The organism is Terracoccus sp. 273MFTsu3.1 (assembly GCF_000383675.1).
Taxonomy (GTDB): domain Bacteria; phylum Actinomycetota; class Actinomycetes; order Actinomycetales; family Dermatophilaceae; genus Terrabacter.
In genome coordinates this window covers 131469-145977 of record NZ_KB911824.1, presented here as the reverse complement: position 1 = coordinate 145977, position 14509 = coordinate 131469, and the positions used below count along the sequence as shown (strand labels likewise).

The 14509-nt window shown below is 72.6% G+C and carries 13 protein-coding genes; 8 read left to right on the top strand and 5 right to left on the bottom strand.

Annotated features, from left to right (window positions below; translation table 11 throughout):
* Positions 1–37 precede the first annotated feature (37 nt).
* Entirely contained in the window at positions 38–445 is a 408-nt protein-coding gene (locus H283_RS0115805) for an NUDIX domain-containing protein (protein WP_020144500.1), read from the bottom strand.
* Positions 442–1665: an NAD(P)/FAD-dependent oxidoreductase gene (locus H283_RS0115800; RefSeq protein ID WP_020144499.1), complete on the bottom strand. Its 1224-nt coding sequence runs from the start codon at positions 1663–1665 to the stop codon at positions 442–444. Before H283_RS0115800 ends, H283_RS0115805 begins: the two co-directional genes overlap by 4 nt.
* A 55-nt stretch (positions 1666–1720) precedes the next feature.
* On the opposite strand from H283_RS0115800, the gene H283_RS0115795 reads away from it, so the two are divergent.
* Positions 1721–2218 (top strand): MarR family winged helix-turn-helix transcriptional regulator, encoded by a 498-nt coding sequence (locus tag H283_RS0115795; protein WP_020144498.1) that lies wholly within the window; start codon positions 1721–1723, stop codon positions 2216–2218.
* Between the two features lie 52 nt (positions 2219–2270).
* Here H283_RS0115795 and H283_RS0115790 read toward each other — a convergent pair whose 3' ends face one another.
* Positions 2271–3125: an LLM class flavin-dependent oxidoreductase gene (locus tag H283_RS0115790; RefSeq protein WP_020144497.1), complete on the bottom strand. Its 855-nt coding sequence runs from the start codon at positions 3123–3125 to the stop codon at positions 2271–2273.
* Positions 3126–3233: 108 nt separating this feature from the next.
* Between H283_RS0115790 and H283_RS0115785 the strand changes: the two genes are divergently transcribed.
* The 5 genes from H283_RS0115785 to H283_RS0115765 all read left to right on the top strand — a co-directional run bounded on the left by H283_RS0115785 (position 3234) and on the right by H283_RS0115765 (position 10024).
* Positions 3234–5051, top strand: coding sequence for an alpha-amylase family glycosyl hydrolase (locus H283_RS0115785; RefSeq protein ID WP_020144496.1), 1818 nt, complete (start codon positions 3234–3236; stop codon positions 5049–5051).
* A gap of 129 nt (positions 5052–5180) precedes the next feature.
* Positions 5181–5534 (top strand): hypothetical protein, encoded by a 354-nt coding sequence (locus H283_RS0115780; protein WP_020144495.1) that lies wholly within the window; start codon positions 5181–5183, stop codon positions 5532–5534.
* A complete protein-coding gene (locus H283_RS0115775; RefSeq protein WP_020144494.1) occupies positions 5531–8425 on the top strand; it encodes a hypothetical protein in 2895 nt (964 codons plus the stop codon). The genes H283_RS0115780 and H283_RS0115775 overlap by 4 nt, the downstream gene beginning before the upstream one ends.
* Before the next feature lie 167 nt (positions 8426–8592).
* On the top strand, positions 8593–9177 hold the full coding sequence (locus H283_RS0115770) for a hypothetical protein (RefSeq protein WP_156023237.1): 585 nt from the start codon (positions 8593–8595) through the stop codon (positions 9175–9177).
* A 55-nt stretch (positions 9178–9232) separates the two neighbouring features.
* Positions 9233–10024, top strand: coding sequence for a glycerophosphodiester phosphodiesterase (locus H283_RS0115765; protein ID WP_020144492.1), 792 nt, complete (start codon positions 9233–9235; stop codon positions 10022–10024).
* Positions 10025–10092: 68 nt separating this feature from the next.
* On the opposite strand, the gene H283_RS0115760 is transcribed toward H283_RS0115765, so the two are convergent.
* Both H283_RS0115760 and H283_RS0115755 read right to left on the bottom strand, forming a co-directional pair.
* A complete protein-coding gene (locus H283_RS0115760) occupies positions 10093–10731 on the bottom strand; it encodes a hypothetical protein (protein WP_020144491.1) in 639 nt (212 codons plus the stop codon).
* A complete protein-coding gene (locus tag H283_RS0115755) occupies positions 10728–11213 on the bottom strand; it encodes a thioesterase family protein (protein ID WP_020144490.1) in 486 nt (161 codons plus the stop codon). The genes H283_RS0115760 and H283_RS0115755 overlap by 4 nt, the downstream gene beginning before the upstream one ends.
* A gap of 122 nt (positions 11214–11335) precedes the next feature.
* Between H283_RS0115755 and H283_RS0115750 the strand changes: the two genes are divergently transcribed.
* Both H283_RS0115750 and H283_RS0115745 read left to right on the top strand, forming a co-directional pair.
* A complete protein-coding gene (locus H283_RS0115750) occupies positions 11336–13477 on the top strand; it encodes a RecQ family ATP-dependent DNA helicase (RefSeq protein ID WP_020144489.1) in 2142 nt (713 codons plus the stop codon).
* A 52-nt stretch (positions 13478–13529) separates the two neighbouring features.
* Positions 13530–14498: an acyl-CoA thioesterase II gene (locus tag H283_RS0115745; RefSeq protein ID WP_020144488.1), complete on the top strand. Its 969-nt coding sequence runs from the start codon at positions 13530–13532 to the stop codon at positions 14496–14498.
* Positions 14499–14509: the final 11 nt, after the last annotated feature.

Below are 14509 nucleotides of genomic sequence, written 5' to 3'. Positions count from 1 at the left end.
GCCGCTGAGGGCGTCACCCGGGTCCCGGGTGACGCCCTCAGCGTGTCGCGAGGTGTGCCCGCAAGGAGGGCACGACGTGGTTGCGCAGCAACGGCGCGAGGTCGGCCGGCAGCTCGTCGTCGAGACCCAGCCAGCGCTGCTCGGCGATCTCGGCGAGCGGCGCCGGGCAGTCCCCGGGGAGCAGGTGCGTGACGTAGACCGTCGCGTCGACCCACGCACCCGGCTCGTTCGCCGCCACGTCGTGGAAGCGGCCCAGCGGCTCCCCGACACCCGACACGTCGAGTCCGACCTCCTCCATCACCTCGCGGACGGCCGCCTCGCGCGCGGACTCCCCCGGGTCGATCTTGCCGCCGGGGAGCATGAACCGCGTCGAGCCGGCCTTGCGGACGGTCAGCAGGTGGCCGTCCCGCACGAGGCAGAACGCAGCGGTGACAAAGGTCGTCATGCCTCCGACGGTAGTGCCGACTCCTCGGCGGGCTGCTCCCCGGGCTCCCAACGGACCCGGTGGCCCGTGATCCAGGCGCTCGAGCGCTCGGTGACGACGAAGCGGAAGACGAGCCGCATCATCGCGTCGCGGACCGCGCGCCCGGCCCTGCCAGGGATCTTCGAGCTGCTGCTGCGCGCACCGGCGGCGACGATGCGCTCGACGCGCGTCCGTCGCGCGGCGTCGTAGGCCGTGAGGGCCTCCTCCACCGTGCCCGCGTCGCGCACGCACGTGGCGAGGACGACGGCGTCCTCGAGCGCCAGAGCGGCTCCCTGCCCCGAGCTCGGGGACGGCGCGTGCGCGGCGTCGCCGATGACGACCATCCGGTCGCGGTGCCAGCGGGTGACCCGGGGCAGGTCGTGGGTGTTGTCGGCCCAGAGCTCGAGCCGGCCGCTCCGGACGAGGTCTACGGCGGGTCCGGCGTCGTCGGCCACGAGCTCCGCGAGGTGGTCGCGCCACTGCTCCGGGGTGCGCTCCGCGCGTTCGGCCGGGGTGATCGCCGGGCCGGGGACGTTGACGAACCACACGACGTCGCCGTCAGGGGTCGGATGGGCGCCGAAGAAGGCTCGCGACCCGAAGACGAAGAGCCACTGCCTGGCCGGGAGCGCGCCGGCGATCGGCGTCGCCTCGGTGATGCCTCCGAAGTTCGTCAGCCCGACGTAGCGCGCCGGAACGGCCTCCGGGTCGATCGTGCGACGGACCATCGAGTGGACACCGTCGGCGCCGACGAGCAGGTCTCCCTCGAGCGTCGACCCGTCCTCGAGGGTCACGGTGACCCCGTCGGGGCGGCTCGCCACGTCGACGACGCGGCTGTCGTGACGCACGTCGATCCCGCGCCGCCCGGCCTCGTCGAGGAGAGCCGCGGCGAGGCGCGAGCGCTTCAGGGTCACCGCGACGGTGCCGTCGTCGAGCGGGAGGCCGAGGCTCATCGTGCCGAGCACGCGACCGGTGGCCCCCATCATGACGTTGCGCTCGCTCGGGAAGCCGATCGGTGTGACGAGGTGCCGTGCGCCGAGCAGGTCGAGGGCGTGCAGCCCGTTCGAGGCGAGCGTGAACCACGACCCGGCCTCGCCGTCGGATCGCGGCCAGGCCTCGAGGACGACGGGCTCGATCCCGGCCTGGAGCAGGGCCAGGGCAGCGGCCGGACCGGCGATCCCGCCTCCCACGACGAGAGCCTTCATCTTGGTAACCTTCCTTACGAGAATCGAATGTTTCGAGATTCGAAAGGTAAGGCCCATGTCGTCCGTCCGTCAACCTCCGGCCCCGGGCAGCCGGGAGCAGCTCGTCCACGCGCTCGGAGACGCGATGCAGCAGTACCAGCGCTCCGTGCAGGCCTTCGACGACACGGTCGGGCGGGCCCTCGGCCTCGGTCCGGCCGACCTGCGGTGCCTCGACTGGCTCGTCGACGGCCCGAAGTCCGCCGGCCAGCTGAGCACCGCGACGGGACTGCGTCCCGCGGCGACGACGGCCCTCATCGACCGGCTCGCCAAGCGGGGGCTCGTGCGGCGGACGCGCTCCGAGGCCGACCGCCGCACCGTGCTCGTCGAGATGACCGAGCTCGGCCAGACGAGGACGTGGGAGGCGTACGGTCCCCTGGTCCGGGCCGGCCAGCCGATGCTCGAGGAGCTGGACACCGAGCAGCTGGAGTTCATGGCCGACTACCTGCGCCGGATCACGGCGCTGACCGACGAGCACCGGGCGCTGCTTGCTCAGCACCCCCCGCAGCCCGCCTGACCGACCGACACCACCACACGGCATACGCCGTCCGGTTCGCGCGGTGGCAGGGTCAGCGGGTCGTGGGCGGGCCTGCCTCGACACGACGGCGGACCTCGACGAGCCCGTCGGGGCCCTGCGGCACGTCCCACCAGCTCTCGACCCACCACGTGGCGCCGGCCTGCTCCCAGGCGACCGGGTCGGCCGGCTCGAGCGAGGTGAACGAGCCCCACGAGTCGGCCTCGATGACGACGTCGTAGGGCTCCGGGGGGAGGTCCGCCTCGGCGCGGAGCCGGCGCACCGCGTCGACGACGGCGGCGAAGGACTCGACGGTCTTCGGCCCTCCGTCGGGTGGGTGGATCGCCGGGATGAGCCCTTGCCAGCGGGCCGCCCGCTCGAGCGAACGCTGTCGCCCACCGCCCGGCGTCGGTGCTCCGACGACCCAGACCGGCGGGTGGGGACGCTGCGGCGTCGGCGGCGGGAGCATGAAGTCGTTGGGGCCGGCGCTGTAGTGCTCACCGGCATACGTGAACGTCGCGGCGTCGCCGAGCAGGCCGGCGTAGATCGCCAGGGACTCGTCGAGCTTGCGGGCGCGCACCGCGCGGCCCTCGTCGGCCTCGTAGGCCGTCCACCCGGGATGGAGCGCGCCGAGCCCGACCGACATGAAGGCTCGCCCGCCGCTGATCCGGTCGACCGAGCCGACCCGGGACGCGAGGTCCCACGGGCGGTGGCGGGACGCGGGGGTCAGCAGCGTGCCGAGACGGATGCGCTCGGTCACCATCGCCGCTGCGCCGAGCTGCACCCAGGCATCGACGCCGAAGAGCGCCTCCCAGCCGAGCACGGCGTCCCACCCCCGCTCCTCGCCGAGGCGTGCGAGCTGGGCGAACTCGCGCTCGGTGGCGTACGGGACGACGAAGCCGCTCTGCATGCTCCGTTCCTACCAAGGGGCGGTGACAGGCCGGGTCTCGAGGGCGCGTTGCAAGAAGTTGCAGAACTTTCTTTGAGTTTTCGACGTGATGCGGAACGATGGTGGCCCGTGACGCGATCAGCAACCCAGACCCTGACCCACCCCGGGCACCTCACGGAGGTCCGCGAGGACGCGACCCCGGTGCATGCCGCGGACCGCCTGGACGCCGCCTGGTGGCGCCAAGCGGTGATCTACCAGATCTACCCGCGCTCGTGGGCCGACAGCGACGGCGACGGGATCGGCGACCTCCCCGGCATCACCTCGCGCCTGCCCCACCTGCGCGCGCTCGGGGTCGACGCCATCTGGCTCTCACCCTTCTACACCTCCCCGCAGGCCGACGCGGGCTACGACGTGGCCGACTACCGCGACATCGACCCGATCTTCGGCACGCTCGCCGACGCCGACGCGATGATCGCGCGCGCCCACGAGCTCGACCTCAAGGTCATCGTCGACATGGTGCCCAACCACTCCTCCGACGAGCACGTGTGGTTCCAGGCCGCCTTGGCCGCCGGTCCCGGCTCGGCCGAGCGCGAGCGCTACATGTTCCGTGAGGGACGCGGTGAGCACGGCGAGCTGCCCCCCAACAACTGGGAGTCGGTCTTCGGCGGAGCCGCGTGGACCCGGGTCATCGAGGCCGACGGCAAGCCGGGCCAGTGGTACCTCCACATCTTCGACGCGAAGCAGCCCGACTTCAACTGGGAGCACCCCGAGGTGCGCGCCGAGTTCGAGTCGATCCTGCGCTTCTGGCTCGACCGTGGTGTCGACGGCTTCCGCGTCGACGTCGCCCACGGCCTCATCAAGGAGCAGGGTCTGCCCGACACCGAGGAGGAGCGCACGACGATGCTCGGCCACTCCGAGCACGAGCACGGCCTCGAAGGACTGCACGAGGCAGCCTCCGTCGACGCCGCCGTCGAGGCGCCCCGGATCGACCACACGAAGCGCAGCCCGATGTGGGACCAGGACGGCGTCCACGAGATCTATCGCGCCTGGCGCCAGATCCTCGAGTCCTACGGCACCCCTGACCGCATCCTCTGCGCCGAGGCATGGGTCGAGCCGCAGGAGCGTGCCGTCGCCTACGTCCGTCCCGACGAGATGCACCAGGCGTTCAACTTCGACTTCCTGACCGCCTCCTGGACGGCCGAGGACCTGCGCGCCGTCATCACCTCGTCGCTGCACGCCGCCGACTCGGTCGGTGCGCCGTCGACGTGGGTGCTGTCGAACCACGACGTCGTCCGTCACGCCTCCCGCCTCGGCTTCGCGCCGGGCACGCCTCGCATGAACGGCATCGCGGCCACCGACCCCCAGCCCGACCGCGAGCTCGGTCTGCGCCGGGCCCGCGCGGCCACGTCGCTCATGCTCGCGCTGCCCGGTGGGGCCTACATCTACCAGGGCGAGGAGCTCGGACTGCCCGACTCCACCGACATGCCGGCCGAGTTCCGCCAGGACCCGACCTTCGCCCGTACCCACGGCGCCGAGACGGGCCGCGACGGCTGCCGCGTCCCGATCCCGTGGTCGGCCCACGGCCCCTCGCTCGGCTTCGGCCCGAGCGACAGCACGTGGCTGCCGCAGCCCGCCGTCTACGCCGACTACGCCGTCGACCGCCAGCAGGGCGTGGCGGGGTCGACCCTCGAGCTCTACCGCTCGCTGCTCGCCGCGCGTCGCGAGCTGTCCCTCGGGACCGGCTCGCTCACGTGGGTCGAGGGGTATGCCGGCGACGTCGTCGCGCTGACCAACGGCTCGTCCCGGCGTGACCGGGTTCTCGTCGTCGCCAACCTCGGAGCCGAGCCCGTCGCCCTTCCCGAGGGCGCGGAGATCATCGTGGCCTCCGGGCCGCTCGAGGACGGGCTCGTCCCGACCGACACGACCGTGTGGGCCCGCTGGTCCTGATGTCCTGACGAGCGGGTCCGCGACCCGCCCGCCGTGAGGCCCCCGTCCTGCCGGACGGGGGCCTCACGGCATGTGCGGGCCTGTGGATGACGGCTGAGGCGGCGTCGCCGGCTCTCCTACGGTGCGGGAATGACGCGCTACGCCATCGACTCCGACGGGGTGTCCCGGGAGCGGCTCGCGCTGGCGCACGACCCGGCGGAGCTGCGCGCGTGCGCGTCGCAGGTGGCCACGGCGACGGCCGGCGCGATGGCCTCCGCCGGCGACGCGGGCGCCGTGCTGAGGGTCGAGCTCGATCGCTTCCGGGTGGTCCATGCCCATGCACTCGACGCCGTCGCCGATGCTGCCGGCGCCCTCGGCGACCGGCTCGACCGCTCGACGCTCGAGGCCCGGTCGGTGGAGCTCGTCGTCTCCGCCGGGTTTGCCGGCGTGACGACGAGCAGCGCTGCGGCGCTGAGCGATCCGGCGAGCGCGACGGTCTCGTGAGCCACGTCCACGACGGCGGGCACGCGTCCGCAGCGATCCCCGGCGACGTCGCGCTTCCCCTGCCGGTCGGTGACGCCACGGGCCTGCGGGCTGCGGCGCGCTCGCTCGATCGGGCGGCGTCACGGGCCCGTGCGACGGCCACGGTGCAGGGGACTCTGGGCCCGCGGCTCTCGGCCGTCTGGACCGGTGACGCGGCGGCCGCGGCCTGCTCGGAAGCGGCCGAGCTGGGCACCCGTGCACGCCGTGTCGTCGACGCGTTGCCCGCCGCCTCCCGCTCGCTGGTGACGTATGCCGGAGCGCTCGACGGGGCTGTCGCCCGGGTCCGCTCGCTCCAGCGCGAGTGGGACGCGCTCGACGCCGAGCACGCACTGACGCTGCTTCGTGTCGCGGCGCTGCCCGACCCGACGGGTGCCATCGGGGTGCTGGGCACGGAGCGGGCTCGCACGGAACAGGCGGAGGGGCGGGTCCGGCTGAGCCGTACGTACGCCGGCGTCCTCGACGACCTGCACGCGGCCGCTCGACGATGCGCGCGGCTCGTGGCCGGGACCACCGACGCGACGTTTCCCTCCGCGGCCTCGGCCGGTGCGGGACGGGTGCGGGCTGCTGTCACCGGCGGACTGTGGTTCGCCGACGGCGCGGTCGCAGCACGGGTGTCGCGGGACGCCGCTCTGGCAGACGGCCTGCTGGCACGCCGGGTCCTGGCCGGGGGTGGCGCGTCGGGCAGGCTCGGATTCCCGGACGTGGCCGAGCTGGCGGCGCATGTCCGGGCACGAGTCGACGACCCTGTCTACGCGCAGGCTCTCCTCTCGGAGATCGGGACCGACGGACTCGCCCGGCTGCTCCTGGCCGCCGGTGTGACTCGGGGCGCGTCAGGCGCACACGTCGACACCGTGCGTGCGCTCCTCGGGGCGCTCGGCTCGCTCGTCATCACGGCCACGAGTCACGGAGCGCCCGCCGGGACCGACCCGCGGACACGCACCGAGCTGGGCTCCGGCGCCGCCCTGCTCACGGACGACCTCGTCGCCGACGTCGCCACGGTCCACGTCGACCCCGTGGGCGGAGGTCGGGCGACCGGGGCGTGGCTGCTGGGGCAGCTCCTCTCGGGCGCTCGTGCCTCGGGCGACGACCGTCGCCTGCCCGCGCGCTTCGCTCGACGGGCAGCCGCCGCGGCGGCCACCGCCGAGGTCGCCGAGACCCGCGACGCCGACGCCGTTCTCGCACACGGGACGACGCTGCACGCTGACGCCGGAGCGACGTTCGCCTCGTGGTTCGACGACGGCTCGAGCACCGGTGACCCCGTCCACGTGCTGCTCGGTCACGTCGTCCACGATCCCGCCGAGGAGTCGGCGCTGCTGGCCGAACCGCTTCCGGACTCGGAGGTTGCTGCGGGTGCCGTGACCAACAGCCGGGGTGACCGGATCACCCTCGGTGAGTACCTCGTGCGTCGATGGGTCGTCCACGAGGCCAACGGGATCGAGAGTCATCCCGAGCTCCGCCTCACCACCGACACCGACCTCGCGCAGCTGCTCGCGAGCGTCGCGACGTCCACCGGCGCGGGTGCAGCGGACACCCGTGCGCGCGTGATGCTCGAGGTCTCACGCACGAGTGGACACGCGATGCTCGAGGCCTCGACGACGGGCATCTACAACCGGGCCACGGCGCCGATCGAGCCCCTCGTCGCCGACTGGCTCTCGGCGATGCGTGAGAACGTCGACATCGCGCTGGCGACACCACTGCTGAGCGCGGACACGCCCGCGAGGTACGTCCGGCAGACCTCGGGCGGGGCCGAGCCGTGGCTCGACGCCGAGGAGCTGACCGGAGTGGTCGCCGCCCTGGCCGTCGACACCGGGATGGGGTTGCGCGCCAGGGACCCCGGTGCGGCCTACGGCCGACTCGTCGACCGTGAGCTCGGTGCGGCGCAGGACTCGGTGGGACGTGGTGGCGACGTGCGTCGCGATGTAGTGCGACTGGGCTTCCTCGACCAGGCGGCATCAGCGGAGCTCGTCGCCGTCGCCCGACGACAGGACGTGCTGAACCGCTCGGCCTGGCAGGGACTCGCCGAGGCCGGTCACGTCATCGACGAGATCCGTCGCGGGAGCGTGGCGGGCCTGGCTTCGACGGTGCGTACCTACGTCGACGGCGGGACGATGCGCTCGGCCGACGACGACCTCGTCATCGCACTCGTCCGTTCGGACGTCGAGCTGAGCCAGACCGATCTCGACGACGCACGACGCGCTGAGCTCGTGAACCGTATCGGGGCCATCGCCGCCGGCCGCACCGACGTGCTGGCGGCCATCCGGCTCGGCGCCACCCGCGCTCCCCTGCTCCCGACGGTCGACGAGCTCCGGGCGGCCCGTGACGCCGAGATCCGGGCCGCGTTCGACGCTGTCGTCAAGGACGGCTCACGAGGCCGCGCCATCTCGGCCCTGGACCGTCTCAAACAGCGCACTGGCCCCAGCCACCGAGTCCACGTCACGAGTCATGCCAGCGATCCAGCCAATGGGAGTCCGCGGGTCGGCAGTATCGACCTGTCTCGGGTCAAGAAGGTCGAGGCCCACGAGATGCGGACGGCCGAACGACTGGCAGCCTTGGGCCACGACATCACGTTCCTGCCCCCTAACCATCGAGACAAGTCCGCAGACGGACTCGTCGATGGGGTCGCCTGGGAGTTCAAGGCTCCTGAAGGGAGTTCCAGGGACACCGTGGTGCGCAATCTCCGAAAGGGAAGCATGCAGTCACCGCGTGTGATCGTGGACCTGCAGAGGAGCCCACTGTCCACGTCGGAGGCACTGCGCCAAGCCGAGCAGGCCCTGGCTCGCTACCCTCGGCTCGAGTCGATCCTGATCCTCGACCAGGCCGGCATCGCTCATGAGAGGAAGCGCCAAGGATGACCTCGTGGGACATCACCATCGAGCTGCCCTCGGATGACGTCATCAGGGCTCTGCGGGGCCTTCCCGATGCAAGCGTCCTCGACATCCCGACCGGGATCGGGATCGAGTTCGGGGACGGTCGAGCAGCCTGGGTCGACTCCGAGCCGTTTCCGGGAGACCCCGACGACGTGACCGACATCTGCATCAAGGACTACTCGACGCGCGGCGCCTGGCAGATCTACGTCCGTCTGGAGGAGCAGACGGCCGCCCCGATGTCGATGACCGACTTCGGGGGAATCCTCGTCCGCGACCGCCACTGGAAACCGTTCCCTCCTGCGTACGCCACGCGCCCGGAGTACCGACGCCTGCACACCTGGGACTCCCGCGCGGTGGGCGCGCAACTTCTCGAACAGGCCCGCGCATCCGCGGTATCGCCGGCCGGCGCGCTCGAGGTCGTCCGGGCGTCAGAGCCGCTGCCCTGGCAGCTCCTGGATCGGACCTCCGATCTTGTCGCGTCGCTCGTCGGCGCCGGCCTGCTCACACCGACGCCGATGGTCCTTCCTGAGCCTTCCGACCTACCCCCGTGGGACTCCTCGGATCGGTGGACCTTGCGTCAGACTGTGTCCCAGGCCCACCGGTTCTTTCCGCGAGAGGGCGAACGGCCCGCGCCCGAGGGCGCTCGATTCGAGAGCGGTCCCGTTCTGACGACGCACGGCGACGCACCGATTTCGGCGAGCGACGTCAACGAGTGGCTCCTTGCCGAGGCGGGCTGAGCAGCCACTCGGATGCCAGGGGCTGACAGCAGAACGGGCAGATACCCTCGGGCTCATGGTGACGACGCGGGCCTACCTCGCACACACGCCCGTGGCGCTGGCCCACCGGGGCGGTTCGCTCTACGCACCGAACGTCGGCCTCGAGAACACGATGACGGCCTTCGGCAACGCGGTCGACCTCGGCTACACCCACCTCGAGACCGACGTCCACGTCACCCGCGACGGCGAGCTCGTCGCGTTCCACGACACGAGGCTCGACCGGGTCAGCAACGCTCGCGGGCGCATCCGCGACCTGCCCTGGTCCGAGGTGTCGCACGCCGAGGTCGGCGACGGCGGCCACGTGCCCCTTCTGACCGACGTCCTCGACGCCTGGCCGGACGTCAACCTCAACATCGACCTCAAGGCGCCCGGCACGGCCGAGCCGCTCTGGCGCATCATCGAGGAGCGCGGGCTGCACGACCAGGTCTGCGTCGGATCGTTCTCGCAGCGCAACATCTCCCACTTCCGCCGCCTGTCACGAGGCACCGTGGCGACCGCCGCGGCCCAGGTCGGCACGGGGCTGGCCCGCTTCGGACCCGGCGTCCTGACCTCCGTCTTCCGCACCCCGGCAGACGTCTTCCAGGTCCCGCCGTCGATCCCGCTGCGGGGACGGTCGGTGCCGGTCGTCACCCGTCGCCTCGTCGACACCGCCCACCGCTACGACAAGCAGGTCCACGTCTGGACCATCGACGACGCCGCCGAGATGGGACGGCTGCTCGATCTCGGCGTCGACGGGATCGTCAGCGACCGCATCGACGTGCTCAAGGACGTGCTCGTCGAACGCGGCCTGTGGACCGGACGCGCCTGAGGCAGCTTCCCTGGCCACGTCGCGACCCCGCTGCGCCCGGGCCGCAGCGAAGGGCATACGCCATCCGGTCAGCGGACGAGGACGTGACCCCGCGACGTGCTGAGGCGCGTCCATCGGCCGTGGGCCGCGATCGAGGCCGGCTCGCCCGGAGCCGTGAAGCCGAGCACGTGCGCGCCGAAGGCGAGTCCCGCCGCGATGGGCGGCACGGTGTCGCTCATCGCGCCCCAGGTGCGCCGTCGGAGCGCATCGACCGCATGACCCCCTGCGTTCTCGGGAGTCCCCTCGGCGACCTGCGAGATGCCTTGGCGCGCAATGGAGTCGACGGTCCGGCCATCGAGCTGACCAACCGGCTCCCAGCCGTCTCGCGGGGGCGTGAGCCCACTCCACGGCGCCCGGACGGTCGTCGGCGGGACGCTGAGCACGGCGCCCGCACCGTCTCGGGCGAGGCGGTCGGCGACGGACGCGAACGACACGGTCGTGTCGACGGCGTCGGACGGCGCGATCGTCACGACGCGCATGCCGAGCACCGTGCCCTCACCCATGAGCCCGGTGCCCTCGATGACCGCCACCGTGGTGACGAGGAGGGTGCCGAGCACCTGAAGGCGCACAGCGCCGTCGGGGTTGGCGCGGCTCGCGCGAGCGAGGTAGGTGCCGAGGTCGGCCAGCCCCCGCGGGTCGCCGAAGTCGATCTGCGGCGAGCCCGTCACCGGCGCCGCCTCCGGAAGGGAGCGGGAGCGCCGACGTGGACCTGCACCGACGCCCGCTCGTCGGGGCGCATGCGCCGCGGCGCCTCGCTCGCGAAGTCGTAGAGGGCGAGCTCGGTCTCGGCGACGGCGTAGACGGGCCGCTCGCCCTCGCCGACGCCGTCGGGGTCGGTGACGATGTAGGCGACGTCGAAGCCCGCGCCACCCACCCGCGAGACCCACATCTGGATCTCGACGGGGGCGTGCCGGAAGCCGAGGGGACGGCGGTACTCGATCTCGTGCCGCGACACGAGCACCCCCTCGTCGAGCAGGGTCTTGTCGCCCGCTCCCCCGCCGTCGAACCAGTCGCGGAAGGCGATGACGCGGGCGTCCTCGAGCAGGCGCAGGAACTGCACGTTGTTGATGTGCGCGTAGGCGTCCATGTCGGACCAGCGCAGCGACACGTGCGCGGCATACGGCGTGGCCCGCGGTTCGGTCTCCGTCATGCCCCCATCCTTCCAGCCACGCGCGCCGACGCTCATCCACATCCCCTCGGTGGGACGCCGGCCCGTCCACAGCCCGGGTATGCCGGTCGGCCCGGTCGGCGGGGACACGTAGGTTGGGTGCCATGACGTCACCCCCCGCCGCTCCCCCCGTTGCCGACGTCGACCCCGCCCTGCGCGAGCGGGCGACGACCGCGCTGCGGCGGCTCGTCGGGCGGGACGACGTCGACTTCCGCGACGGGCAGCTCGAGGCGGTGAACGAGCTCGTCGCCGGTCGTCGGCGCGTGCTCGTCGTGCAGCGCACCGGCTGGGGCAAGTCCGCCGTCTACTTCGTGTCCACCGCGCTGCGCCGCGCCGAGGGCGCCGGGCCGACCGTCATCGTCAGCCCGCTCCTCGCGCTCATGCGCGACCAGATCGCCGCCGCTGAGCGCGCCGGCATCAAGGCCGTGACCCTCAACTCGACGAACGCCGACGAGTGGGGCGCCGTGTCCGGCGCCCTCGCCCGCGGCGAGGTCGACGTGCTGCTCGTCAGCCCCGAGCGCCTCAACAACCCCCGGTTCCGCGACGAGCAGCTACCGGCCCTCGCCGAGTCGTGCGGGCTGCTCGTCGTCGACGAGGCGCACTGCATCAGCGACTGGGGCCACGACTTCCGTCCCGACTACCGTCGCATCCGCGACCTGCTTCTCACGCTGCCCGAGCGCACTCCGGTCCTGGCCACGACGGCCACGGCCAACGCGCGCGTCGTCACCGACGTCGTCGAGCAGCTCGGCGCCGGTGGCCGTGACGTCCTGACCCTGCGCGGTCCCCTGGCCCGGGCGTCGCTGCGGCTCGGGGTGCTGCCGCTCGCCGCCCCCGAGCAGCGTCTCGCGTGGCTCATCGCCCACCTGGGCGAGCTCCAGGGGTCGGGCATCGTCTACGCCCTGACGGTGGCCGCCGCCGAGGACGTGGCGGTCGCGCTGCGCGAGGCCGGCCACAAGGTCGCCGCCTACACGGGCCGTACCGAGCCCTCCGAGCGGATCCGTCTCGAGGAGGCGCTGCGCGACAACGAGGTCAAGGCCCTCGTCGCCACCTCGGCCCTCGGCATGGGCTTCGACAAGCCCGACCTGGGCTTCGTCCTGCACCTCGGGGCCCCGTCGTCACCCGTCGCGTACTACCAGCAGGTCGGGCGAGCCGGCCGCGCCACGGAGCGCGCCGACGTCCTGCTCATGCCGGGGCCGGAGGACAAGGACATCTGGCGCTACTTCGCGTCCGCGTCCATGCCCAAGCAGGACCAGGCCGATGCCGTCGTGCGCGCCCTGTCCGAGTCCCCGCGAGCCCTGTCGACGGTCGCCCTCGAGTCCATCGTCGACGTCCGCCGCACGCGCCTCGAGCTGCTCCTCAAGGTCCTCGACGTCGACGGCGCCGTGCACCGCGTGCCCGGTGGATGGACCGCCACCGGCGAGCCGTGGACCTACGACGCCGAACGCTATGGGCGCGTCACCGAGGCGCGTGAGCGTGAGCAGCAGCTCATGGTCGACTACGAACGCACCGACCGCTGCCGCATGGCCTTCCTCCAGCAGACCCTCGACGACGACTCCGCCGAGCCCTGTGGCCGGTGCGACCGGTGCACCGACCCCTGGTTCGACACGACGATCCCCGAGGCCGCCGTCAACACCGCCCGTGCGCGCCTCGAGCGGCCCGGCGTCGTCCTCGAGTCCCGCGCGCAGTGGCCGTCGGGCATGGACCGCCTGGGCGTCCCGCTCAAGGGCAAGATCGCACCATCGGTGTCGATGCAGGAGGGCCGCGCCGTCGCCCGCCTCAGCGACCTCGGATGGGGTCAGCGGCTCCGAGAGCTGCTGCGCGGTGAGGACCGAGAGGTCCCCGCTGAGGTCGTCCGCGCCTGCGTCGACGTGCTCGCCGGATGGGGCTGGCAGGAGCGGCCGGCGGCCATCGTCTCCGTGCCGTCGCGTCGGCGCCCGCTGCTCGTCGAGTCCCTGGCCACCGGCCTCGGACAGCTCGGACGGCTGCCCTACCTCGGTGCGCTCGACCTCGTCGAGGGCGGCCCCGTCGGCGAGCCGGGCGGCAACAGCGCCTTCCGCCTCGCCAACGTGTGGGGTCGGCTCGCCGTCGGCCCCGAGCTCGCGGCGTCGCTCAGTGGCGTCCCGGGTCCGGTGCTGCTGCTCGACGACGTCAGCGACTCGCGGTGGACGCTCACGGTCTGTGCCGGGCTGCTGCGCGAGGCCGGTGCGCCGGCCGTTCTGCCGATGGCCCTGGCGATGGAAGGGTGACGCGGGTCGCGGGCCGCAGCGAGCAGTCGTCCGGGGCCACTAGGGTCGACCTGTGAGTGCCGACGCCCCCGCCGAACCGCGCCCGCTGCCCCCACTCGAGGACCTCATCGAGGTGCTGACCCTCCGTGACGTCGGCACGGCGCACATCGCCGTCACCGACGTCCGTGGACGTGACGCCGCGGAGTCCATCGGCGCATCGTCCGCGCGGGTCTTCGAGGGGCGCTCCCAGAAGATGCCCCACGGGCGCGTCTTCGGTGGTCAGGTCCTCGCCCAGTGCGTCATGGCCGCCGGCATCACGGTGCGTGACCTCAACGACGGCGACGGCGCGCGGCCGATCCACTCGCTGCACGGCTACTTCATGCGTCCCGGCGACGACACGCTGCCCATCCGCTTCGCCGTGGAGGAGATGCGTGACGGCAACTCCTTCTCGACCCGCCGGGTCCATGCCGTGCAGAAGGGTGCGCCGATCATGTCGATGGTGTGCTCCTTCCAGGAGCGCGCCGGGGGTCTCGACCACCAGAACGCGATGCCACAGGTCGCCGGACCCGATGGGCTCACCTCCCTCGCCGACGCGTTCCGGGGCGTCGACCACCCCGGCGCCCGGCACATCGCCGAGTCCCGGCCCATCGAGCTGCGACCCGTCGAGAGCAACATGTTCCTCGACGCCGGGCCCGAGCAGGTCGCGACGAACCACGTGTGGATGCGCGCCATCGACCGGCTGCCGGACGACCCACTGCTGCACGCTGCGGTCCTGGCCTACTCGAGCGACTACTCGCTCCTCGAGCCCGTGCTGCGCCGGCACGGTCTCGTCTGGACCGACCGCCGCCTGCGGGTCGCCAGCCTCGACCACTCGATGTGGTTCCACCGCGACGTGCGCCTCGACGAGTGGCTGCTCTACGCCCAGCAGTCTCCGTCGGCCGTGAGCGGTCGCGGCCTGTCGATCGGTGAGATCTTCAGCCAGGACGGCACTCTCGTCGCCACGACTGCCCAGGAGGGCATGGTCCGCGTCAAGGAGTCGTGACGCAGATCCCT